Origin of the sequence: Roseomonas sp. HF4, from assembly GCF_005222755.1 — a bacterium.
In the GTDB taxonomy this organism is placed as follows: domain Bacteria; phylum Pseudomonadota; class Alphaproteobacteria; order Acetobacterales; family Acetobacteraceae; genus Neoroseomonas.
This window is the reverse complement of record NZ_STGD01000006.1, coordinates 25,180-47,294: the sequence shown is the minus strand read 5'-3', so window position 1 is coordinate 47,294 and position 22,115 is coordinate 25,180. Positions and strand designations below refer to the sequence as shown.

General features: G+C 72.9%; 24 protein-coding genes. 16 read left to right on the top strand and 8 right to left on the bottom strand.

Annotated features, from left to right (window positions below):
- The first annotated feature begins 19 nt into the window (after nt 1–19).
- Nucleotides 20–1,642: an ABC-F family ATP-binding cassette domain-containing protein gene (locus tag E8M80_RS11005; protein ID WP_137125746.1), complete on the top strand. Its 1,623-nt coding sequence runs from the start codon at nt 20–22 to the stop codon at nt 1,640–1,642.
- Between the two features lie 194 nt (nt 1,643–1,836).
- On the opposite strand, the gene E8M80_RS11000 is transcribed toward E8M80_RS11005, so the two are convergent.
- The 3 genes from E8M80_RS11000 to E8M80_RS10990 are packed head-to-tail and all read right to left on the bottom strand — an operon-like array spanning nt 1,837 to nt 4,374.
- Nucleotides 1,837–3,102 (bottom strand): DNA polymerase IV, encoded by a 1,266-nt coding sequence (locus E8M80_RS11000; protein ID WP_137125745.1) that lies wholly within the window; start codon nt 3,100–3,102, stop codon nt 1,837–1,839.
- On the bottom strand, nt 3,083–3,487 hold the full coding sequence (locus E8M80_RS10995) for a hypothetical protein (protein ID WP_137125744.1): 405 nt from the start codon (nt 3,485–3,487) through the stop codon (nt 3,083–3,085). Before E8M80_RS10995 ends, E8M80_RS11000 begins: the two co-directional genes overlap by 20 nt.
- Nucleotides 3,484–4,374, bottom strand: a complete 891-nt coding sequence (locus E8M80_RS10990) for an ROK family protein (protein ID WP_137125743.1) — start codon at nt 4,372–4,374, stop codon at nt 3,484–3,486. The genes E8M80_RS10995 and E8M80_RS10990 overlap by 4 nt, the downstream gene beginning before the upstream one ends.
- 91 nt (nt 4,375–4,465) lie before the next feature.
- Here E8M80_RS10990 and E8M80_RS10985 point away from each other — a divergent pair, with 91 nt between their 5' ends.
- The 11 genes from E8M80_RS10985 to E8M80_RS10940 all read left to right on the top strand — a co-directional run bounded on the left by E8M80_RS10985 (nt 4,466) and on the right by E8M80_RS10940 (nt 14,584).
- Nucleotides 4,466–4,702: a sulfurtransferase TusA family protein gene (locus E8M80_RS10985; RefSeq protein ID WP_137125742.1), complete on the top strand. Its 237-nt coding sequence runs from the start codon at nt 4,466–4,468 to the stop codon at nt 4,700–4,702.
- Nucleotides 4,699–5,628 (top strand): histone deacetylase family protein, encoded by a 930-nt coding sequence (locus tag E8M80_RS10980; protein ID WP_137125741.1) that lies wholly within the window; start codon nt 4,699–4,701, stop codon nt 5,626–5,628. Before E8M80_RS10985 ends, E8M80_RS10980 begins: the two co-directional genes overlap by 4 nt.
- 32 nt (nt 5,629–5,660) lie before the next feature.
- The gene (locus E8M80_RS10975) at nt 5,661–6,401 is read left to right on the top strand and encodes an NYN domain-containing protein (protein ID WP_137125740.1); all 741 of its coding nucleotides are present in this window, start codon (nt 5,661–5,663) and stop codon (nt 6,399–6,401) included.
- 71 nt (nt 6,402–6,472) lie between these two features.
- Complete coding sequence (locus tag E8M80_RS10970) at nt 6,473–7,441, top strand: tripartite tricarboxylate transporter substrate binding protein (protein ID WP_137125739.1); 969 nt, start codon at nt 6,473–6,475, stop codon at nt 7,439–7,441.
- Between the two features lie 35 nt (nt 7,442–7,476).
- Nucleotides 7,477–7,734, top strand: a complete 258-nt coding sequence (locus E8M80_RS10965; RefSeq protein WP_137125738.1) for an exodeoxyribonuclease VII small subunit — start codon at nt 7,477–7,479, stop codon at nt 7,732–7,734.
- A 43-nt stretch (nt 7,735–7,777) separates the two neighbouring features.
- Entirely contained in the window at nt 7,778–8,650 is an 873-nt protein-coding gene (locus tag E8M80_RS10960) for a polyprenyl synthetase family protein (RefSeq protein WP_137125937.1), read from the top strand.
- Nucleotides 8,651–10,570 carry a 1-deoxy-D-xylulose-5-phosphate synthase gene (gene dxs / locus E8M80_RS10955; RefSeq protein ID WP_137125737.1) on the top strand — a complete coding sequence of 640 codons (1,920 nt, stop codon included), beginning with the start codon at nt 8,651–8,653 and terminating at the stop codon, nt 10,568–10,570.
- Between the two features lie 4 nt (nt 10,571–10,574).
- Nucleotides 10,575–11,714, top strand: a complete 1,140-nt coding sequence (locus E8M80_RS10950; RefSeq protein WP_137125736.1) for a mandelate racemase/muconate lactonizing enzyme family protein — start codon at nt 10,575–10,577, stop codon at nt 11,712–11,714.
- A 189-nt stretch (nt 11,715–11,903) separates the two neighbouring features.
- Complete coding sequence (locus E8M80_RS26595; RefSeq protein ID WP_240789988.1) at nt 11,904–12,725, top strand: hypothetical protein; 822 nt, start codon at nt 11,904–11,906, stop codon at nt 12,723–12,725.
- A gap of 13 nt (nt 12,726–12,738) precedes the next feature.
- Nucleotides 12,739–13,485: a TlyA family RNA methyltransferase gene (locus E8M80_RS10945; protein WP_240789987.1), complete on the top strand. Its 747-nt coding sequence runs from the start codon at nt 12,739–12,741 to the stop codon at nt 13,483–13,485.
- A gap of 172 nt (nt 13,486–13,657) precedes the next feature.
- Nucleotides 13,658–14,584 carry a 3-keto-5-aminohexanoate cleavage protein gene (locus E8M80_RS10940; RefSeq protein WP_137125734.1) on the top strand — a complete coding sequence of 309 codons (927 nt, stop codon included), beginning with the start codon at nt 13,658–13,660 and terminating at the stop codon, nt 14,582–14,584.
- 142 nt (nt 14,585–14,726) lie between these two features.
- Here E8M80_RS10940 and E8M80_RS10935 read toward each other — a convergent pair whose 3' ends face one another.
- The 5 genes from E8M80_RS10935 to E8M80_RS10915 all read right to left on the bottom strand — a co-directional run bounded on the left by E8M80_RS10935 (nt 14,727) and on the right by E8M80_RS10915 (nt 18,727).
- A complete protein-coding gene (locus E8M80_RS10935) occupies nt 14,727–15,200 on the bottom strand; it encodes a DUF1203 domain-containing protein (protein WP_137125733.1) in 474 nt (157 codons plus the stop codon).
- 64 nt (nt 15,201–15,264) lie between these two features.
- On the bottom strand, nt 15,265–16,431 hold the full coding sequence (locus tag E8M80_RS10930) for an MFS transporter (RefSeq protein WP_206035616.1): 1,167 nt from the start codon (nt 16,429–16,431) through the stop codon (nt 15,265–15,267).
- Between the two features lie 47 nt (nt 16,432–16,478).
- A complete protein-coding gene (locus E8M80_RS10925) occupies nt 16,479–17,540 on the bottom strand; it encodes an NAD(P)-dependent oxidoreductase (protein ID WP_137125731.1) in 1,062 nt (353 codons plus the stop codon).
- 67 nt (nt 17,541–17,607) lie between these two features.
- Nucleotides 17,608–17,925: a cytochrome c gene (locus E8M80_RS10920; RefSeq protein WP_170979334.1), complete on the bottom strand. Its 318-nt coding sequence runs from the start codon at nt 17,923–17,925 to the stop codon at nt 17,608–17,610.
- A 58-nt stretch (nt 17,926–17,983) separates the two neighbouring features.
- Nucleotides 17,984–18,727, bottom strand: a complete 744-nt coding sequence (locus E8M80_RS10915) for an SDR family NAD(P)-dependent oxidoreductase (protein WP_170979333.1) — start codon at nt 18,725–18,727, stop codon at nt 17,984–17,986.
- An 88-nt stretch (nt 18,728–18,815) separates the two neighbouring features.
- On the opposite strand from E8M80_RS10915, the gene E8M80_RS10910 reads away from it, so the two are divergent.
- Genes E8M80_RS10910 through E8M80_RS10895 form a run of 4 tightly spaced genes read left to right on the top strand, consistent with a single transcriptional unit; the run spans nt 18,816 to nt 22,110 of the window.
- Nucleotides 18,816–19,583 (top strand): SDR family NAD(P)-dependent oxidoreductase, encoded by a 768-nt coding sequence (locus E8M80_RS10910; RefSeq protein ID WP_137125728.1) that lies wholly within the window; start codon nt 18,816–18,818, stop codon nt 19,581–19,583.
- Nucleotides 19,584–19,594: 11 nt separating this feature from the next.
- Nucleotides 19,595–20,806 carry an acyl-CoA dehydrogenase family protein gene (locus E8M80_RS10905; RefSeq protein WP_137125727.1) on the top strand — a complete coding sequence of 404 codons (1,212 nt, stop codon included), beginning with the start codon at nt 19,595–19,597 and terminating at the stop codon, nt 20,804–20,806.
- Nucleotides 20,799–21,785 carry a phosphotransferase family protein gene (locus E8M80_RS10900; RefSeq protein WP_137125726.1) on the top strand — a complete coding sequence of 329 codons (987 nt, stop codon included), beginning with the start codon at nt 20,799–20,801 and terminating at the stop codon, nt 21,783–21,785. Before E8M80_RS10905 ends, E8M80_RS10900 begins: the two co-directional genes overlap by 8 nt.
- On the top strand, nt 21,775–22,110 hold the full coding sequence (locus E8M80_RS10895; protein WP_137125725.1) for a DUF6285 domain-containing protein: 336 nt from the start codon (nt 21,775–21,777) through the stop codon (nt 22,108–22,110). The genes E8M80_RS10900 and E8M80_RS10895 overlap by 11 nt, the downstream gene beginning before the upstream one ends.
- Nucleotides 22,111–22,115 lie beyond the last annotated feature (5 nt).

Here is a 22,115-nt window from a genome sequence, read left to right as displayed (position 1 = left end):
CACCGGGCCCCCTGCAGCGATGATCCGTCTCGACAATGTCAGCAAGCAGAACGGCCGGCAGATCCTCTTCATCGAGGCCTCCGCCGCCCTCCAGAGGGGGGAGAAGACCGGGCTCGTCGGCCCGAACGGCGCCGGCAAGTCCACGCTGTTCCGCATGATCACGGGCCGGGAGCCGCCGGATGAGGGCCTGGTTGTGGTGGACCGCGGCGTGCGGGTCGGCCTGTTCGGCCAGGATGTGGGGGAGATGGCGGGCCGCAGCGCGGTCGCCGAGGTGATGGACGGCGCGGGCGATGTCAGCGCCGTCGCCGCCGAGCTGCGCGAGCTTGAGGCGGCGATGGCCGACCCCGGCCGCGCGGACGACCTCGACGCGATCGTCGAGCGCTTCGGGGAGGTGCTGGCGCGCTTCGAGGACCTCGGCGGCTATGCGCTCGACAGCCGTGCGCGGGAGGTGCTGGCCGGGCTCGGCTTCAGCCAGGAGATGATGGAGGGCGATGTCGGCAGGCTCTCGGGCGGCTGGAAGATGCGCGTGGCGCTGGCCCGGATCCTGCTGATGCGCCCCGACGTCATGCTGCTGGACGAACCCAGCAACCACCTCGACCTCGAGAGCCTGATCTGGCTGGAGGGCTTCCTCGCGGGGTTCGAGGGCGCGCTGCTGATGACCTCGCACGACCGGGAGTTCATGAACCGCGTCGTCAACCGGGTGATCGAGATCGATGGCGGCACGCTGACGACCTACGCGGGCGACTACGCCTTCTACGAACGCCAGCGCGCGCTCGCCGAGCAGCAGCAGCAGGCGCAGTTCGAGCGCCAGCAGGCGATGCTGGCCAAGGAGATCGCCTTCATCGAGCGCTTCAAGGCGCGCGCGTCGCACGCTGCCCAGGTGCAGAGCCGGGTCAAGAAGCTCGAGAAGATCGACCGCGTCGAGCCGCCGCGGCGCCGCCAGACGCTGGCCTTCGATTTCCTGCCGGCGCCGCGCTCGGGCGACGACGTGGCGCAGCTGCGCGGCGTCACGAAACGCTACGGCAGCCGCATGGTGCATGACGGGATCGACCTGCTGGTGCGCCGGCGGGAACGCTGCTGCGTCCTTGGCGTGAACGGCGCGGGCAAGTCCACGCTGCTGAAGCTGGTGGCCGGCGCGACCGCACCCGACAGCGGGACGGCGACGTTGGGCGGCAGCGTCCGCCTCGGCTATTTCGCGCAGCATGCGATGGACCTGCTGGACGGGGAGAGCACGGTCTACCGGTGGCTCGAGGACCGCTTCCCGCGCGCCTCACAGGGCTCGCTCCGCGCGCTGGCGGGCTGCTTCGGCTTCCCCGGCGACGATGTCGAGAAGCGCTGCCGCGTGCTCTCGGGCGGGGAGAAGGCGCGGCTGGTGATGGCGGGGATGCTGTTCGACCCACCCAACTTCCTGGTGCTCGACGAGCCCACCAACCACCTCGACATGGGCACGAAGGAAATGCTGGTCGCCGCACTCGCGCAGTACGAGGGCACGATGCTGTTCGTCTCGCACGACCGCCACTTCCTGGCCGCGCTGTCGAACCGCGTGCTGGAGCTGACGCCCGACGGCATCCGCGACTACGACGGCGGCTACACCGAATACGTCGCGCGCACGGGGCAGGAGGCGCCGGGGCTGCGCGCCTGACGGGGCGCGCGCTTGGGAAAAGGGCGGGGAGAGAAGGGAACTTCTCCCCCCGGACCCCCCACAACCTTTTTTGACACCTGGCGCCCCGCTCTCCGGTACGAGCGCCAAGTGCCAAAGAAGGGAGGGGGGCGGGGGAGGTTCCCCTCCCCCCCACTTTTCGGCCAGCAACGCGCGATCCCCTTCCCCGGCGGAGATCAGCCGCCCGGCTTCTTCATCCCGCGCCCCTTCACCACCGCGTCGTCGCCGAACTTCGCGCGCAACCGCTCGACCGCCGCCCAGCGTGCCGCGCGCCGGGGCGCCTCGGGATCCGCGAGGTCGCCGCGGTCGGCCTCCGCCGCCGGCGCCAGCGGCTGCGCGCCGATGCCGATCAGGCGGAAGGCCGTGCCGTCTGCCTCACGCGCCAGCAGCGAGCGCGCCGCGGCGAACAGCGTCTCGGGTAGGCGGGTCGGCTGCGGCAGGCGCGCGGCGCGGGTGCGCGTGGCGAAACCCGCGGTCTTGAGCTTGAGCGTGATGCCGGCGGCGGCCAGGTCCTTCTCGCGCAGCCGGCGGGCGAGTTTCTCGCAGAGCCGCCAGAGCGGCGCCTCGAGCGCCTCGCGCCCGGCGATGTCGGCCTCGAAGGTGGTCTCGGCGCTGATGGACTTGGTCTCGCGGTCTGGCGTGACGGCGCGGTTGTCCTCCCCGCGCGCGCGGGCAACGAGGCCGGGGCCGTCCTCCCCGAAGCGTTGCGCGGCGTCGCGCGCCGGCAGTGCGGCGAGCTGCCCGAGCGTCGCGAACCCCGCCGCCTGCAGCCGCTTGGCGAGCGCGGGCCCGACGCCCGGCAGCAGCGACACGGGCTGCGGCGCGAGCCATGGGGCCGCCTCCGCCGCGCCGATGACCGCGAAGCCGCGCGGCTTGTCGCGCTCGGCGGCGAGCTTGGCCATCAGCCGGTTGGCGGCCAGCCCGATCGAGACGGTGACGCCGACCTCCCGCTCCACCGCCAGGGCGAAGCGCGCCAGCACCACTGCCGGCGGCGCGCCGTGCAGCGCCTCCGTGCCCGTGAGGTCGAGCACCGCCTCGTCGATCGACAGCGGCTGCACGAGGGGTGTCAACGCCTCCATCAGCGCGCGGATGCGCCGTCCCTCGGTGACGTATTTCGCGATGTCCGGGCGGATCACCACCGCATCCGGGCAGGCCGCCAGCGCCTTGAACATCGGCATGGCGGACCGCACGCCGCGGGTGCGCGCCAGGTAGCAGCAGGCCGCGACCACGCCGCGCCTGCCGCCGCCGACGATGACCGGCTTCGCCAGCAGGTCGGGCCGGTCGCGCTTCTCGACGCTCGCGTAGAAGGCGTCGCAGTCGACATGCGCGACGGTCAGGCGGAACAGGTCCGGATGTGCGACGCAGCGCCGTGATCCGCAGGCGGGGCAGCGCCCGAAGGCCTGCTCCGTCGCATGCAGGCAATCACGGCAGAGCGCGGGCATGGCGGCGCACCAGGAAGGGCAGGACGGCGAGCCAGGCGAGCAGCGCGAGCCCGACCGCGCGCTCGGCGCCGCCGCGCGGCGCGCGGGTGGCGGCCAGGCCCGTCGCCTCGAAGACAGCGCCGAGCGCGGCCTCCAGCGCCAGCACGACGGCCAGCGCGACCGCCGCGACCACGGCGCGGCGGCTGGCCGAGGGCGGCGGCGCGAGCCGCGCCATCACCGCGCGCGCCATCACCCAGAGCAGCGCCGCCATCGCCGTCGCCTCCGCCAGCGCGGCGGGCAGCCCGCCGATGCGCGGCGCGAGCGCGAGTTCGCGCACCGGCCCGAGCGCCATGCCGGCCAGGAAGGCGAGCGCGGCGTAGACCAGCCCGGCCCGGAGCGGCGTCATTCCTGGTCCCAGAGCCGGGCCGCGCCGAAGACGCCGGAGGAATCCCCGTGCCGCGCCTGCACGATCGGCGTGCGCGCGACATCGCCGAGGGCGCGGCGCGCCATCAGCCGCGGCACCTCCTCGTACAGGAGCGCCATGTTGGACACGCCGCCGCCCAAGACGATCACGTCGGGGTCGAGGATGGTGGTGATCATGGACAGCGCGCGCGCCAGGCGGTCGGCATAGCGGGCCAGCGCGGCGGCGGCCCGCGCCTCCCCCGCCGCGGCGCGGGCGGGCAGGTCGCCGGCGTCGCGCGCGCCGGGGCCATCGGCATCGCGCGCGAGCGCCGGGCCACAGAGGAAGGTCTCGATGCAGCCGCGCCGGCCGCAGAAGCAGGCGGGGCCGGGGAATTCATCCGCCGTCATCCAGGGCAGCGGCGCATGGCCCCATTCGCCGCCCGTCCGGTTCGGCCCGTCCAGGATGCGGCCGGAGGCGACCAGGCCGCCGCCGACGCCGGTGCCGAGGATGGCCGCGAAGACCATGCGGTAGCCCGCGCCCGCGCCGTCCGCCGCCTCGCTCATGGCGAGGCAGTTGGCGTCGTTCGTGACGCGCACCTCGCGCCCCAGCGCGGCGGCGAGGTCGACATCGAGCGGATGGCCGTTCAGCGCCTGGGAATTGGCGTTGCGCACCAGGCCCGTGGCGGGGCTGAGGCTGCCCGGGATGCCGACGCCGACGGTGCCGCGCTCGCCGGTCTCGCGCTCCGCCTCGGCGACCAGGCCGGCGATGGCCTCGACCATGGCGGGATAGTCGGTCGGCGTCGGGACGCGGCGGCGCAGCCGCACGGCGCCGTCGCGGTCCAGCGCCACGATCTCGATCTTGGTGCCGCCGAGGTCGATGCCGAGCTTCATCCGCCAAGGGTGGTCGGCCGCCGCCCGCGCCGCAACCCCGGGATCGCCGCGACGCTGGACGCGGCCCGCGCGGGGTGCTGGACTCACGGCCATGAGCGAGACGCTGCTGGACGTGAAGGGGCTGACCTGCCCGCTGCCGGTGCTGAAGGCGAACAAGGCGCTGCGGGGGCTTACCGCCGGGGCACGGCTGACGGTGCTGACCACCGACCCCGCCTCGGTCGCGGATTTCCGGGCCTTCTGCAAGGAAACCGGCCACGCGCTGGTCGCCTTCGGGGAGGAAGCCGGCGCCTACCGCTTCGTCATCCGCAAGAAGGACGAGCCGGCGTGAGCGTCCTGCTGCTGACGCACCGCGACTGCCTGCGCCACGACCCCGGCCCGCACCACCCGGAATGCCCGGACCGGCTGCGCGCCGTGCTGAAGGCGCTCGATGCCGGGGAATTCGCCGAGCTGATCCGCGACCAGGCGCCGCTCGCGACGGTCGAGCAGCTGCTGCGGGTGCATCCCGAGAACTACGTCTCGGCCATTCTGGCGATCCGGCCGGAACCGGACGAGCGCGTGCCGCTCGATGGCGACACCATAATGTCCTGGGGCAGCGCCGATGCCGCGCTGCGCGCCGCGGGCGCGGCGGTGGCGGCGGTCGATGCGGTGATGAAGGGCGAGTTCCGCCGTGCCTTCTGCGCGACGCGCCCGCCCGGCCACCACTGCGAGCCGGGCCGCCCGATGGGCTTCTGCCTGTTCGCCAATGCCGCCGTCGCGGCGCGGCATGCGCAGGCGGAACACGGCGCGGCGCGCGTCGCGGTGGTGGATTTCGACGTCCACCACGGCAACGGCACGCAGGCCTGCTTCGAGGCCGACGCGTCGCTGTTCTACGCGTCGTCCCACCAATGGCCGCTCTATCCCGGCACGGGGGACGTGACCGAGACGGGGGTGGGCAACATCCTCAACGCGACCCTGCCGCCGGGGGCCGACGGCGCGGCCTTCCGCGCCGCCTGGGCGGAGACGCTGATCCCGGCGCTCGAGGCCTTCGCACCCGACCTGCTCGTGATCTCGGCCGGGTTCGACGCGCATGCGGCGGATCCGCTGGCGCAGCTGCGCGTGCGGGAGGCGGATTTCGCCTGGCTGACCGAGGCGCTGTGTGGCGTCGCGGACCGCTGCTGCGGCGGGCGGGTCGTGTCGTTGCTGGAGGGTGGGTATGACCTGGAGGCGCTGGGGCGATCGGCGGCGGCGCATGTTCGCGCGCTGATGCGGGCCTGAGGCATCGGCCGGGCAGGGACGGGAGGGCCGGCATGGCCAGCGAGGCGCCAGGGACCGCACGGCTGGCCGTGCTGATCGACGCGGACAATGCGAACCCCAAGGTGCTGCCCGGCCTGCTGGCCGAGGTGGCGAAGTACGGGGTGGCCAGCGTGAAGCGCGCCTATGGCGATTGGACGACGCCGCAGCTCGGCGGCTGGAAGGCGATGCTGGTCGAGCACGCCATCCAGCCGATGCAGCAATTCGCGAACACGAAGGGCAAGAACGCGACCGACAGCGCGATGATCATCGATGCGATGGACCTGCTGCACACGCGCGGCCTCGACGGGTTCTGCATCGTCTCGAGCGACAGCGACTTCACGGGCCTGGCCCGGCGCATCCGGGAGAACGGCCTACTCGTGATCGGCTTCGGGGAGAAGAAGACGCCGAAGGCCTTCGTCGCCGCCTGCGACCGCTTCGTGCATACGGAACTGCTCGACGCCGGGACCGCGCGGGCGCCCGGCAGGGCCGCGCCGGCGCCGAAGGAGGACCGCCGCCTGGTCGCGCTGGTGCGCAAGGCGGTCGAGGATGCCTCGGACGATACCGGCTGGGCGTCGCTCGGCGCGGTCGGCAGCAGCATCGCCAAGCAGCAGCCGGATTTCGATTCCCGCAGCTGGGGCTTCGCGAAGCTCAGCGGCCTGGTCCGCGCCCTGCCGATGTTCGAGGTCGAGGAGCGCCCGCGCGGGGACGGCGCCTCGAAGGCGCTGTTCATCCGGGACACGCGCGCGGGCGCCTGACGGCCCGCCGGCCGCTGGACGGCGCCCGCGCCCCGCCCTATCTGGCCGCGAACCGCCCGGGAGGATCCCCCATGAACCGCCGCACCCTGCTGGCCCTGCCGGCCGCCGCCCTGCTGCCCGCCACCGCCATCGCCCAGCCCGCCTGGCCCACCGCCCCCATCCGCGCCATCGTCCCCTTCGCGCCAGGTTCCGCCACCGATACGGTCGGCCGCCTGCTCGCCGAGAAGATGCGCGAGACGCTGGGCCAGCCCGTGGTGGTCGAGAACCGGGCCGGCGCCAACGGCCTGATCGGCGCCGAGGCGGTGGCCCGCGCCGCACCGGACGGCAACACGCTCCTAGTCGGCACCAATTCCACCAATGCCGCGGCGCGCGCGCTGTTCCGCAACGTGCCCTTCGACATGGAGGGCGGCTTCGCGCCCATCTCGACCATCGCCACGGTGCCGCTGCTGGTCGCGGTCAAGGCGGACAGCCCGTACCGGACGCTCGCCGACCTGATCGCCGCCGCCCGCGCGCGGCCCGAGGGCATCACCTACGCCACCGCCTCCTCCTCCCAGCAGGTGGCGGCGGCCGCGCTCGCGACGCAGGCGAATGTCCGGATGCTGGGCGTGCCCTACCGGTCCTCGCCGCTCGCGGTGCAGGACCTGCTGGCCGGACGGGTCGACCTGTTCATCGCCGACCAGGCCGTGATCGTGCCGCAGGCGCAGGCCGGCGCGCTGCGGATCCTGGCGGTCACCTCGGCCGAGCGCTCGGCGACCGTGCCCGACGCGCCGACGGTGCGGGAGGCCGGCAACCTGCCGGACTACGAGGTGATCGCCTGGTTCTGCCTGTTCGCCCCGGCCGGCACGCCGGCCGACCGCATCGCGCTGCTGAACCGCGCGGTGGCGGCCGCCGTGGCCGCGCCCGAGCTGCGCGCGCGCCTGGCCGCCGGGCTCGGCATGACGATGCGCGCCTCGACGCCGGAGGAGGCGGCGGCCTTCGTCCGCGCCGAGACCGCCAAGTGGACCCGCGCGATCCGCGCCGCCGGCATCGAGCCGCAATAGATTCGGGACGCGATTGACTGTTAAGGTCGCCTGACATGGCCAGGACCCGCACCGCGGAGGGCGACGCGCCCCCCGACATCGACACCCTGACCTTCGAGCAGGCGCTGGCCGAGCTCGAGGGCATCGTGAAGGCGCTGGAAAGCGGGCAGGGGGCGCTCGAGGCCTCGGTCGCCGCCTACCAGCGCGGCGCGGCGCTGCGCGCGCATTGCGAGCGCAAGCTCGCCGAGGCCGAGCAGAAGGTGCAGGCCATCGTCGAGGGGCCGGCCGGCCTGGCGCTGCGCGATGTCGAATAGGATGGATGTCGTGATCGCCTCCGCCGACGCGCTGCGCGCCGCCATGGCCGAGGCGGCGGCCGAGATCGACGAGGCGCTCGACATGCTGATCCCGCCCGCCCAGGGGCCGGAGGCGCGGCTGTTCGAGGCGATGCGCCACGCCGCCATCGGCGGCGGCAAGCGCCTGCGCGGCTTCCTGGTGCTGGAAGGGGCCAGGCAGTTCGGCGTGGCGCGCGACGCGGCGCTGCGCGTCGCCGCCGCGATCGAGATGCTGCACGCCTATTCGCTCGTGCATGACGACCTGCCCTGCATGGACGACGACGACCTGCGCCGCGGCAAGCCCACGGTCCACAAGGCCTTCGACGAGGCGACGGCCGTGCTGGCCGGGGACGCGCTGCAGGCGAACGCCTTCTACGTGCTGGCCGAGCCCGACACGCACCCCGACCCGGCGGTGCGGGCCGAGCTCTGCCGCTGCCTGGCCCGCGCGGCGGGGCCGCGGGGGATGTGCGGCGGGCAGATGCTCGACATGCTGGCCGAGCAGGCCGGCGAGCCGCTGGAGGAAGCCGAGATCGGCCGCCTGCAGCTGCTCAAGACCGGCAAGCTGATCGAGTTCTCGGCCGAGGCCGGCGCCATCCTCGGCAAGGCGCCGGGGCAGCTGCGACACGGCTTCGCGGCCTATGGGCGCGATGTCGGCGCCGCCTTCCAGATCGCCGACGACCTGCTCGACGCGACCGTGTCGGCCGAGGAGGCCGGCAAGCGCACCGGCAAGGACGCCGAGGCCGGCAAGGCCACGCTGGTCGGGTTGCTCGGCATTCCGCGCGCCCGTGCTCATGCGGAACGATTGGCCGCGCAGGCGGCCGGACATCTGGACGTCCTGGGGGACCGGGCCGATCTGTTGCGGGCGGTCGCGCAATACGCGATCGCGCGGAGAACCTGAATGAACCGCCCGGCCACCCCCCTGCTCGACCGCGTCACCGTGCCGGCCGACCTGCGCAACTTCTCGGGCGACCAGCTCAAGCGGCTGGCCGAGGAATTGCGGGCGGAGACGATCGACGCCGTCTCGGGCACCGGCGGGCATCTCGGCGCCTCGCTCGGCGTGGTCGAGCTGACCGTCGCGATCCATTCGGTGTTCGACACGCCGGCCGACCGGCTGATCTGGGACGTCGGGCACCAGGCCTATCCGCACAAGATCCTGACCGGGCGGCGCGACCGGATCCGCACCCTGCGCCAGGGCGGCGGGCTGTCGGGCTTCACGCGGCGGTCGGAATCGGAATACGACCCCTTCGGCGCGGCGCATTCCAGCACGTCGATCTCGGCCGGGCTCGGCATGGCGGTGGCGCGCGACCTCAAGGGCGACGACCGGCACGTCATCGCCGTGATCGGCGACGGGGCGATGAGCGCGGGCATGGCCTACGAGGCCATGAACAACGCCGGCGCCTCGAAGGCGAACCTCATCGTCATCCTGAACGACAACGACATGTCGATCGCGCCGCCCGTGGGCGCCATGTCGGCCTACCTGTCGCGCGTCGTCTCGTCCCGCCCGTTCCTCAGCCTGCGCGACCTGATGGCGCGCGTGGCCAAGCGCTTCCCCGCGCCGCTCGAGCGCGCGGCGCGCCGCGCCGACGAATACGCGCGCGGACTGCTGACCGGCGGCACGCTGTTCGAGGAACTGGGCTTCTACTACGTGGGCCCGGTCGACGGGCACGACCTCGACCACCTCCTGCCTGTGCTGCGCAACCTGCGCGACACCGACCACGCCGGCCCCATCCTGCTGCATGTCGTGACGCAGAAGGGCAAGGGCTACGCGCCGGCGGAAGCCTCGGCCGACAAGTACCATGGCGTGGTGAAGTTCAACGTCGTGACCGGGGAGCAGGCCAAGGCGCCGCCCGGCCCGCCGTCCTTCACCAAGGTCTTCGCCAATGCGCTGATCGCCGAGGCCGAGGCGGATGACCGCATCGTCGCCGTCAATGCCGCCATGCCCGCCGGCACGGGCATGGACGCCTTCGCGAAGAAGTTCCCGCGCCGCTGCTTCGATGTCGGCATCGCGGAACAGCACGCGGTCACCTTCTGCGCCGGCATGGCGACCGAGGGGATGAAGCCCTTCGCGGCGATCTATTCGACCTTCCTGCAGCGCGCCTACGACCAGATCATGCACGACGTGGCGCTGCAGTCCCTGCCGGTGCGCTTCGCGATGGACCGCGCGGGTCTGGTCGGCGCCGATGGCGCGACCCATGCCGGCATCTTCGACATCGCCTATCTCGGCTGCCTGCCGGGCATGGTGCTGATGGCAGCCGCCGACGAGGTCGAGCTGATGCACATGGTCGCGACGGCCGCCGCCATCGACGACGGGCCCTCGGCCTTCCGCTATCCGCGCGGGGAAGGCTTCGGGCTGGCGCTGCCCGCGCGCGGCAGCGTGCTCGAGATCGGGCGCGGGCGCGTGCTGCGGGAGGGCACTTCCATCGCCATCCTGTCCTACGGCGCGCGGCTGCCCGAATGCCTGAAGGCGGCGGACGAACTGGCGACCCATGGCCTGTCCTGCACGGTGGCCGACGCCCGCTTCGCCAAGCCGCTCGACGCCGCGCTGGTCGAGCGGTTGGCGCGTGAGCATGAGGTGCTGATCACGATCGAGGAGGGGTCCATCCTCGGCTTCGGCGGTCTGGTGATGCACCATCTCGCGACGCGCGGGCTGCTCGATGGCGGGCTGAAGATCCGCCCGATGTGCCTGCCCGACCGCTTCATCGACCACGACGCGCCGCGCAAGCAGTACGAGGAGGCGGGGCTGAACGCGACGCAGATCGTCGCGACCGCGCTCGCCGCACTCGGCCAGAAGGACAAGGCGCTGCCCGCGCGGGCCTGACGCCATGGCCGGCGCCACCACCATCCGCGGCGTCGTGCCGCATGTGCTGATGGCTGATCTGGCGGAGCCCTTCGCCTATTCCCAGGCCTGGTATCGCCGGCGCGGCGCCATGCTGGTGGAGGTGACGACGGAGGACGGCATCACCGGCTGGGGCGAGGCCTTCGGCCCGCCCGAACTGACCGCCCCGGTGGTCGCCTGGCTGGCGCCGCTGCTGCTCGGCCAGGACGCCATGGCGCGCGAGGCCATCTGGCAGACGCTCTACAACCGCCTGCGCGACCACGGCCAGCGCGGCATCGTGGTCGAGGCGATCAGCGCCATCGACATCGCGCTCTGGGACATCGCCGGCAAGGCGCTCGGCCTGCCGGTGCACCGGCTGCTCGGCGGGCCGCTGCGCACCGAGGTCGAGGCCTATGCCACCGGCTTCTATCGGCGCGAGCGCGATGACCACCTCGCCTACCTGGCGGAGGAGGCCGGGCAGCGCCTGGCCGAGGGCTTCCGCACGCTCAAGCTCAAGACCGGCTGGGGGCTGGCCGAGGACATCGCGCTGACCCGGGGCTTCCGTGCCGCCATCGGCCCGGAGGTCGGCCTGTTGGTGGACTGCAACCACGCCTACGACGCGCCGGCCGCCATCGCCTACGGCAACGCGGTGGCCGCCTGCGACATCGGCTGGTTCGAGGAACCGGTGCCGCCCGAGGACATCGACGGCTACCTCGAGGTCAAGGCGCGGCAGCCGATCCCGGTGGCCGGCGGCGAGGCCTGCTTCGCCCGGTGGGGCTTCCGCGACATGATCGCGCGGCGCGCGGCCGACATCCTGCAGCCCGACGTGGCGGCCTGCGGCGGGATCTCGGAACTCAAGAAGATCGCCGACATGGCGAGCGCCTTCGGCATGCGCGTGAACCCGCATGTCTGGGGCACGGGAGTCGCGCTGGCGGCGTCCCTGCACCTGCTGGCCGTGATTCCCGACAACCCGCCGGGCCTGTTTCCGCGTGCGCCGCTGCTGGAACTCGACCGCTCGCCGCATCCCGTGCGCGATGCGCTGCTCGAGGCGCCGATCATCCCGCGCGGCGGGCGCGTCGCGGTGCCGCAGGGGCCGGGCCTCGGCATCGCGGTCGACCGCGCGGCGCTGGCGCGCTTCCGCGCCTGAGGCGCCGGCGCCTCGCGATCACGTCATTCGCGGACTCACCGTCGCCTGACGTTTTGGGCTGTTCGACGTCCGTGGCGGCGGCTAGCCTTCCCCCGGGAAGGGTCGCCCGTTCCCTGCGCGGTTTTGGTGGGCCATCCTCCCGTGCTTATTCGTGCCGATGCCGCGGTCGTCGCGGAGGGGAGGACAAGAATGTCGCCACTGGACCAGCCGTTCCGACATTCCGGCGCAGCCCGCGACACCGCAGACACCCTGCCGTCCGACCGCCGTGCCGACCTGATCCGCGACGTCGCGGCGCGCCTGCTGGTGCCCGCGCTCCTGGCCCGCTTCGGGACGCCGCCCGTGGGCACCTGGCGCAGCGACGCGGCCGCGCTGGCCGGCCGGCTCGGTGAATTGCCGCTGACCGAGGCTGTCGCGGCGCTCGCCGATCTCAATCCCGGTGGCCAGATGTTCCGACCGGTCTGCCGCGACATCATCCTGCCCGCCGCGCTCGGCCTGCGCCGGGGCCACGGTCCAGGCGACGAGGCGGAGCGGCTGGCCCGGGTGTGGCGCCTGCGAATGTGCGTGCAGTCGCTCGACGATTCGGGGCCGGGCGCCCGGTCCCTGCGCGGCGGGCTGTTCAGCGCGCTCGCGCTCACGGGTGCGCGGCAGGCGCCGAGCGTGGAGCACGGCGTGGCGCTCCGCTTCTTCGACCGCGCCGGCTGGCAGGTCTGCGACTCCGGCAGGGACGATGCCGACGAGGCCTGCGATTCCGCCCATGACCGGGCCTTCGACGTGGCCTGGATCAGCCTCGGGCCGGGAATGGACCGGGCCGGTATCCGCGCCACCGCGCGGGACATCCGCCGGGCCTCCTGCAATGCCGGCATCCTGGTGCTGGGCGGCGGCATGGCGGGGCTGCACCCGGAGGACCCCGCGGACCTCGACCTCGACGGCTATACCGGCAGCCCGATCGAGGCCGCGGTCATCGCCGAGACTGCGCTCCGCAGCCGCCGGGTCCGCCACGCGGTGCAATGAGCGCCCGGGCTGCATGATCCGCGCGCCAAGGCAGCGCGCCGACATTGCCCTGGTGGAACGTGGCCTTGCGGAATCCCGCAGCCGCGCGCAGGCGCTGATCCTGGCCGGCAAGGTGTTCTCCGGCGAACGCCGCATCGACAAGGCGGGCGACACTGTGGCCGAGGGCCAGGCGCTGTCGCTGCGCGGCGAGCCACATCCCTGGGTCAGCCGCGGCGGCGTGAAGCTCGCCCATGCGCTGGACCATTTCGGGCTGGACCCGGCCGGGCGCGTCGGGCTCGACATCGGCGCCTCGACCGGCGGCTTCACGCATGTGCTGCTGACCCGCGGTGCGACGCGGGTCTACGCGGTGGATGTCGGGCATGGGCAGCTCGACTGGTCGCTCCGCAACGACCCGCGCGTGGTGGTGCTGGAGCGCGTGAACGCCCGCCACCTGACCGCGGGCCAGGTGCCCGAGCCGCCCGGCGTCGTCGTCTGCGACGCATCCTTCATCGGGTTGCGCACGGTGCTGCCGGCGGCGCTCGGGCTTGCCGCGCCGGGCGCCTTCGCCGTCGCGCTGATCAAGCCGCAATTCGAGGCCGGGCCCGCGCGCGTCGGCAAGGGCGGCGTGGTGCGCGACCCCGCCGTGCACGAGGAGGTCTGCGCCACGATCTGCGACTGGTGGGCGGGGCTGCCGGGCTGGCGCGTGCTCGGCATCGTGCCGAGCCCGATCACCGGCCCGGAAGGGAACAGGGAATTCCTGATCGCCGCCGTCCGCGACTGATATGGGCGCGCGAAGGTGCCGCCTTCGTGCCCCCCGGACGCCGGACGGGCCGCAGTCGCGGCCCCGGCCCTTCGGGCCGCGCGTCGGGGGCTTCGTGCGCCTGCCATGAGGCCGCCGCCCTTCCAGCATCGCGCCGGCCCGTGCAGGATCGCCCCGTCACGGAGGAACCGCCATGTCCAAGGTCATCATCACCTGCGCCGTCACCGGGGCGATCCACACGCCGTCGATGTCGGACCACCTGCCGATCACGCCGCAGCAGATCGCCGAGCAGTCCATCGCCGCGGCCGAGGCCGGCGCCTCCATCATCCACCTGCACGCGCGCGACCCGATCGACGGCCGCCCGACGCCCGACCCCGCCGTGTTCATGCAGTTCCTGCCGGTGATCAAGCAGTCCACCGACGCGGTCATCAACATCACGACCGGCGGCGGGCTCGGCATGTCGCTCGATGAACGCCTGGCGGCGCCGCTGCTGGCCAAGCCCGAGATGTGCAGCCTCAACATGGGCTCGATGAATTTCAACATCGCGCCCTCGGCCGCGCGGGTGAAGCACTTCAAGCACGACTGGGAGAAGCCCTACCTGGAAGGCACCACGAACTACATCTTCCGCAACACCTTCCAGGACATCGAGCAGGTGGTGGAGCGCCTTGGCAAGGCGCATGGCACGCGCTTCGAGTTCGAATGCTACGACGTGGGGCACCTCTACAACCTGGCGCACATGCTCGACCGCAAGGTGGTGGAGCCGCCGCTGTTCACGCAGACGATCTTCGGCATCCTGGGCGGCATCGGCGCCGAACCGCGGAACCTGATGTTCATGAAGGAGACCGCCGACCGGCTGTTCGGCAAGGACTATGTCTGGTCGGTGCTGGCGGCGGGCCGCCACCAGATGCCGTTCGTCACCATGGCCGGGATGCTCGGCGGCAATGTGCGCGTGGGCCTCGAGGACAGCCTCTGGATCGGCAAGGGCAAGGCCGCGACGTCGAATGCCGAGCAGGTGACGAAGATCCGGCGGATCCTCGAGGAGCTGAGTCTCGAGATCGCGACGCCGGCCGAGGCGCGCGAGATGCTGAAGCTGAAGGGCGGGGACCTGGTCGGGTTCTGAGGCCGCGCGGGAGGGGCGCCGCCCCTCCCGGACCCTCCCCGCCGAGGGCCTGAGACCCTCGGAACCCATGACGCGTATTGGTTTCCAAAGGCCCTTCGGCCTTTGGCGGGGGTGTTCGAGGGGGCGGCGCCCCCTCGATCCGTCAGCCCCGCTCCACCCGCGTCAGCCAGCACCCCGGCCGCGCCGTATGGATGTTCACATACGCCACGCGCGGGTCGCCGAACCGCGCCCGCAGCGCCGCTTCCGCCGCCCCGCCCGCTACCACCACGCCGAGGTCATAGAGGCACATCCCCGCCGCATCGTAGTGGCGGAGCGAGACGATCGCGTTCGCCGTGACCGTCTCGGGCAGCGCATCCTCCACCGGCGCGCCGGCGCAATCCCCTGCGTGCAGGAAGACCGGCGATGGCGTCCAGTAGGGCCCCTGCGGCAGCGGCAGGTCCCACGACGCGAGCAGCATTGTCTCGCCCGGGTGGCCGAGGCGCAGGCAGGCGCGGCAGGGAAAGCCCGGCCCATCGACCGGGCGGACATGCACCGCCCCGCCGCGATCGTCGCGATGCGTGGCGCGGAAGCGGGCAGCGGCGGCGGGGTCCATCGGGACGCAACGGAAACGTGTCATGCGGCGCTTGTGGCAGGTGGCGCGGCGCCGCGCCCTCCGCCCCTTGCGCTCGCACGCCCCGCGGTCAGGCGCCGCGCAACCGCAGGGCGAAGAGGGCGGCGACGGCCGCGGCGCCGAGAGCGGCCGTCAGCCAGAGCGCCTGCGCGCCGGCCTCGTCCACCAGCAGGCCAAAGAAGAACGGCGCCAGCGCCTGTGCCGCGCGGGCCGGGGCGGTGATGAGGCCCTGCCGCCGCCCGTAGCCCTCGGGTCCGAATAGCGCGAGCGGCAACGTGCCGCGCGTGATGGTCAGCATGCCGTTGCCCGCGCCGTGGATCAGCACGAAGACCGCCGCCATGGGTGCGCCACCGGCGACCAGCGCGACGACGGCAATCGGATGCGCCGCCGCCGCGATCCGCGCCGAGACCAGCGGGCTCACCTTCCGCAGCAGGCCGAATTCCAGGATGCGCGCACCGACCTGCGCCGGGCCCAGCAGCGCGCCCGCCGCGACGGCGGCTGTCGCCGTGGCACCCGCCGCCTGCAGCACGCCCGGCAGGTGCGCGCCGAGCGCCGAGGCGCTGAACCCCGCCGTCGCCAGCACGAAGGCGAGCAGCGCCATGTCGCGCAGGCGCGGTGCGGCGGCGCTGTCCTCGGAGCCGGTCGCGGCGGCGGCCTTGGCCGGTGGCGGCGCACGCGGGATCAGCAGGCGGTTGAGCGGCAGGCCGAGGCCGAGATGCAACGCCGACCAGCCGACGCAGGCGCCGCGCCAGCCCCATTCGGCGTCCATCAAAGCGGTGGCGGGCCAGCCGACGGTGCTCGCGAAGCCTGCGATCAGCGTGATGCCGGTGATGCTGCTGCGCGCATCGCGGCCATAGAGGCCCGCCAGCGTCGCAAAGGCGGCGTCGTAGAGGCCCATCGCCATGGCGACGCCGACGATGGCCCAGGCCGCGCAGAACACCAGCGGCCCCGGCGCCAGGCCCATCAGCAGCAGGCCGGCGGCAAAGACCAGGTTCGAGGCCGCGAGCACGTCCCGACCGCCGCGCTCGTCGATCCGCCGCCCGGCCCAGGGGCCGAGCACGGCGGTGAGCAGCAGCGCGCCCGAGAAGACGCCGAAGATGGCGGCGCGGGAAAGGCCGAACTCGGCCGCGATCGGCGCCGCCAGGATCGCCGGCAGGTAGTAGGACGACGCCCAGGAGAGCGTTTGCGTCGTGCCGAGCACGGCGACGGTCAGCGCGCGGCTGGGGGCGGCGGTCATCGACGCCATCCTCGGCCGGCCGCGCGCCGCCGCCAAGCCGGATCAGGTCATGGCTGGTCCGCGATGTCGCGCCCGAGCGCCGCGCGGTAGCGTTCCGCCACGCGCGCCTTGACCTCGGGGTTGATGATGCGCGGCGGGAAGCGGCCGGCGGCGAAGGCGGAGAAGGCCTCGGCCGCGATGCGCGTGATCATCGCGCGGCTTTCGTGCGTGACGCCGGCCGTGTGCTGCGTGCAGATCACCGCCGGGTGGCGCAGCAGCAGATGGTCGGCCGGCGGCGGTTCCTGTTCCCAGACATCGAGGCCGGCGGCCGCGAGGTGCCCGGTCTGCAGCGCCGAGAGCAGCGCGCCCTCGTCGTGGATCGAGCCGCGCGCGGTCGTCACCAGCACCGCGCCCTTCTTCATGGCGGCGAAGCTGTCGGCGGCCATCATGGCGCGGCTCTCGGGCGTCAGCGGGCAATGCAGGGAGACAACGTCGCATTGCGCCAGCATGGCGCCGAGGTCGTCGATCTTCTCGGCGCCGCGGTCCGCGACCGTCGCCGCGTCCACATAGGGGTCGTAGGCCAGCACGCGACAATGGAAGGCGGCGTTCAGGATCGCCGCCGTGCGCGTGCCGACATTGCCGATACCGACCAGCCCCACGGTCTTGCCGTAGAGGTTGCGGCCCATGAATTCTTCGCGCCGGTGCGCGCGGCCTTCGCGCATCGCGGCGTGGCATTCGGGGAAGCGCTTCATCAGCGCGAGCATCATGCCGACCGCGTGTTCCGCCACCGCTTCCGCGTTGCCGCCGGCCTGGTTGACCAGCAGCACGCCGGCCCGCGTGCAGGCGGCGGGGTCGATGGTGTCGTAGCCGGCGCCCTGGGACGCCGCCATCAGCAGGTTCGGCAGGCGCGCGAGCAGCGTGTCGTTCACGTGGAAGGGGCGCGGCAATTCGTCGCGGGACGCCTTCACGTAGTAGCCCTGGCAGGTCTCGAGGACCTTGAGCGCGGCGTCCTCGCCGTCATCCAGCGTCATGCGGATGACCTCCAGCCGCGGGTCCAGCGCCGCGGTGTCGAGGAAAGACTGGTGCGGCACCCTGATCAGGTAGGCGAGCCGGAAACGATCGACGGACACGTGGCGTCTTCCCCCTTGGACTTGGCGCCTGCGTAGCGCGGGAAACGGGGGCGCGCCAGACGGCGCGTCAGGGCTTCAGCGTCAGGATATACGCGACGAGGTCGTCCATCTGGTCCCGCGACAGGCGGTAGTCCGGCATGTTCGGGTGCGGGGTTTGCAGGAAGACGCGCAGCGACATCGAGGTCGTGGACGCCATCTGCGCGATCGAGCGGAAGGCGGGCGCGACGTCGTTGGCCGGTCCGGGGCCGCCCGGTGCGATCTGGTGGCAGCTCGCGCACCAGGTGGCGGCCAGGCGCTGGCCCGCGCGCGGATCGCCCGGCTCGGGCTGCGCCATCGCCGGCAGCGCGGCTGCCATCATCACCACCAGAGCCGCAGCACCGCGCATCCGAACCTCCAATGCCATCCAGGCGATGCTGCCGCGCCGGACCGCCGCGGTCCAGCGTTCAGGCAAGATAGACGCCGCCGTTGATGTGATAGACCTGACCCGTGATCCATTCCGCAGCGTCGGAAGCAAGATAGGTCATCAGCCCCGCGATCTCCTCCGGCCGGCCCATGCGGCCGAGCGGCATCGCCTTCGCCATCTCGGCCAGTTCGTCGTCCGTGTTGCCGTAGCGCGGCTGCGCGGTATCCGTCAGGCCGGGTGCGATGGCGTTCACCCGGATGCCATGCGGTGCGAGTGCCAGCGCCATCGACCGCGTGATGCCGATGACGCCCGTCTTGGTCGCGGAATAATGCACCCCGAGCACCGCGCCGCGCACGGAGGAGGAGGAGAGGTTCAGGATCACCCCCTTCGTCCCCGTGGCCACCATGTGCCGCGCCGCCGCCTGGGCGCAGAAGGCGCTGCCCTTGAGGTTCACGTCCAGCACGCGGTCCCACTCGGCCTCGGTCATGTCGAGGAAGGAGACGCGCGGGAAGATGCCGGCATTGTTCACCAGCACGTCGAGCCGGCCGAGGCCCTCGATCGCGGCCTGGACCAGCGCGGCGCAGGACGCCGCCGTGCCGACATCGCCACGCACCAGCACGGCGCGGCGGCCGGCGGCGCGGGCATCGGCCGCGACGGCCTCGGCCGCCGCCTCGTCGTCGAGCCAGTTGACGGCCACGTCGTAACCCGCGGCGGCGAAGGCGCGCACGGCGGCGGCGCCGATCCCCTGCTGCGCGCCCGTCACCAGGACGGCTCCTGTGGTCATGCCCGGTCTCCTGCTGCGGCGGTGCAGCATCGCGGGGCTTGCGGGCGGGCGCAACGGGTGGCACCCCTCCGGGCGACGGGAGGATCGCATGGACATCGCCGGGCTGTTCTCGCTGCAGGGGCGGCGCGCCTTCGTGACCGGCGCCTCGGGCGTGCTGGGCGCGCATTTCGCGCGGGTGCTGCAGGGCGCGGGTGCGGCGGTGGCGCTCGGTGCGCGGCGGATGGAGGCGATCACGGCGCTGGCCGCCGAACTCGGGCCGCGCGCGGTGGCCGTGCCGCTCGACGTGACGGACCCCGCCACCATCGCCCCGGCCTTCGACGCGGCCGAGGCCGCGCTCGGCGGGCCCTGCGACATTCTGGTGAACAACGCCGGCATCGCGGTGACGAAGCCCTTCCTGCAACAGGGCATCGAGGACTGGGACGCCGTGATGGCCGTGAACCTGCGCGGCTGCTTCCTGGTGGGGCAGGAGGCGGCGAAGCGCCTGGCCGCGGCGAAGCAGCCGGGCTGCATCGTCAACATCGCCTCGGTGCTGGGCGAGCGCATCATTCCGGGTGTCGCGGGCTACACGGCCGCCAAGGCCGGGCTGCTGCACCTCACGCGCCAGATGGCGGTGGAACTGGCGCGCTTCGGCATCCGCGTGAACGCCATCGCGCCCGGCTACGTCGCCACGGACATCAACCGCGACTTCTTCGCCTCCGAACCCGGCCAGGCGATGATCAGGCGCATCCCGCAGCGGCGCCTGGGCAACCCGGACGACCTGACCGGGCCGCTGCTGCTCCTCGCCTCCGCCGCCGGCGCGCACATGACGGGCGCGACGGTCACGGTGGATGGCGGGCATTCGGTCAATCCGCTGTAGGAACCGCCACCATGGACTTCGTGCTGCCGCCGGAGATCGAGGATTTTCGCACCCGCATCCGCCGCTTCGTGGACGAGCGGCTGATCCCGCTGGAATCCGACCGCGCCAACTACGACGAGCACGAGAACATCGCGCCCGAGGTGCTGGCGCGGCTGCGCGCGGCCGCGAAGGCGGAAGGGCTCTGGGCCTTGCAGATGCCGAGGGCGGTCGGCGGCCAGGGCCTGCCGCGCATCGGCATGGCCGCCTGCTACGAGGAGATGAACCGCTCGATCTTCGGCCCCGTGGTGTTCAATTCCGCCGCGCCGGACGACGGCAACATGATGATCCTGGATCGCGTGCTGCCCGAGGCGATGAAGGAGGAATGGCTGCTGCCGATCGTGCGCGGCGACGTGCAATCCGCCTTCGCCATGACGGAACCTGACGGCTGCGGGTCCGACCCCGGGCTGACCTATACGAAGGCCGATCGCGTCGGCAACGACCGCTGGCGCATTACGGGGCGAAAGTGGTTCATCACCGGTGCGGGCAATGCGCAGATCTTCATCATCATCGCCCGCACGTCGGACGACGAGCGCAAGGGCCTGTCCGCCTTCCTGTTCAAGGCCGACACGCCCGGCTGGAACATCGTCCGCCGCATCCCGATCATGGGGCCCGAGGAACATGGCGGGCATTGCGAGCTGGCCTTCGACGGCCTGGAAGTCCCCGATTCCCAGCGCCTGATGGGCGTCGGCGACGGGCTGAAGCTCACGCAGATGCGCCTTGGCGTCGCGCGGCTGACGCATTGCATGCGCTGGACGGGCCTCGCGCGCCGCTGCCTCGAGATCGCGATGGAGCGTATCAAGCAGCGCGATTCCTTCGGCCAGAAGCTGGTCGACCGCGAGAGCGTGCAGGGCCTGGTCGGCCAGGCGGCGATGGAGATCGAGATCGGCCGCCTGCTGACCATGCGCGCGGCCTGGGCGCTGGACCAGGGTTCCTTCGCGCGGAGGGAGGTGTCGATGGCCAAGATCGTGGTCGCCGACGCCTTGCAGAAATCGGTGGACACGGCGCTGCAGCTGCTCGGTGCGCGCGGTTATTCCAAGGACACGGTGATCGAGTGGATCTACCGTTACGCCCGCCAGGCGCGGCTGGTGGATGGCGCGTCGGAAGTGCACCGCATGGTGCTGGCGAACCTGCTGCGCGCCGAGGGCGACGGCTTCTTCCGCTGGGGCAAGGCCGGGCATGGATGAGGCGCGCCGCGCCCGCCTGACGGCGTGGCTGCGCGCGGCATCCGGCGACGCGGCGCTGGCGATCGAGGGCATGGCGCTGCTCTCGGGCGGCGCGATCCAGCAGAACTGGGCGCTGGATGTCAGCGGCGGGCGCGCCTGGGTGCTGCGCACGGACAATGCGGCGACGCTCGCGGTCAGCCACGGCCGCGCGCAGGAATTCGCCCTGCTCCGTGCGGCGCATGCCGCCGGCGTGACGGTGCCCGAGCCGCTGTTCCTGTGCGGGGACGCCGGCGTGACGGGCGCGCCCTTCTTCGTCATGCGCCGCGTCGCCGGCACGGCCGCCGCACACCGCGTGGTGCGGAGCGACACGCTCGGCGGCGGGCGGGAGGCCTGCGTGCGCGCGCTCGGGCGGGAACTGGCGCGCATCCATGCGATCACGCCGCCGCGCGCGGCCCTTGCCTTCCTCGGCGAACCGCCTGCCGATCCGTGCGGCGCCTTCGTGGCGGACCAGCGCGCGGCGCTCGACCGCCAGCGCACCCCACGCCCGGCGCTGGAATGGGGGCTGCGCCACCTGGAACGCACCGCGCCGCCGCCGGTGCCCCCCGTACTGGTCCACAACGACTTCCGCACCGGCAACATCATGCTGGACGACCACGGCGTGACGGCGGTGCTCGATTGGGAATTCTCCGTCTGGTCGGACCCGCATGCGGATCTCGGCTGGCTCTGCGCGAAATGCTGGCGCTTCGGCAACGACGCGCAGGAGGCCGGCGGCATCGGCCCGCGTGCCGCGCTCTACGACGGCTACGGGCAGGTGGAGGATGCGCGCGTGCGCTGGTGGGAACTCGCCGCCCATGTCCGCTGGGCCTCGATCGCTGTCGACCAGGCGGAGCGCCACATCTCGGGTGTCGAGCGCAACCTGGAACTGGCGCTGACCGGCCATATGGTCCCGGGCCTGGAATGGGAGATCCTGCGCATGGTGGAGGCCCGCGATGCTCGCTGAGGAACCGCTCCCGCCCGACCTGCTGGCGACCGCGCGCGAGGTGCTGCTGAACGAGTTGTTGCCCGCCCTGCCGCCCGGGAAGGCGCTGGCCGTGCGCATGGTGGCGAACGCCATCGCGATCGCCACGCGCGCCGCCGCTGAGCCGGCCTGGGAGGACGACGCCCTGGCCCGGATGGCCGGCGGCCCGTGCGCCTTCGCGGCCGCCATCCGCGAAGGCCGCTTCGATCCGGGAACCGCCGGCCATGCGGAGGCCGCGGCGCTGCTCGACGACATCACGCGCGCACGCTGCACCGTCAGCGCGCCGCGGGCGCTCGGCAAGGCATGAGGACG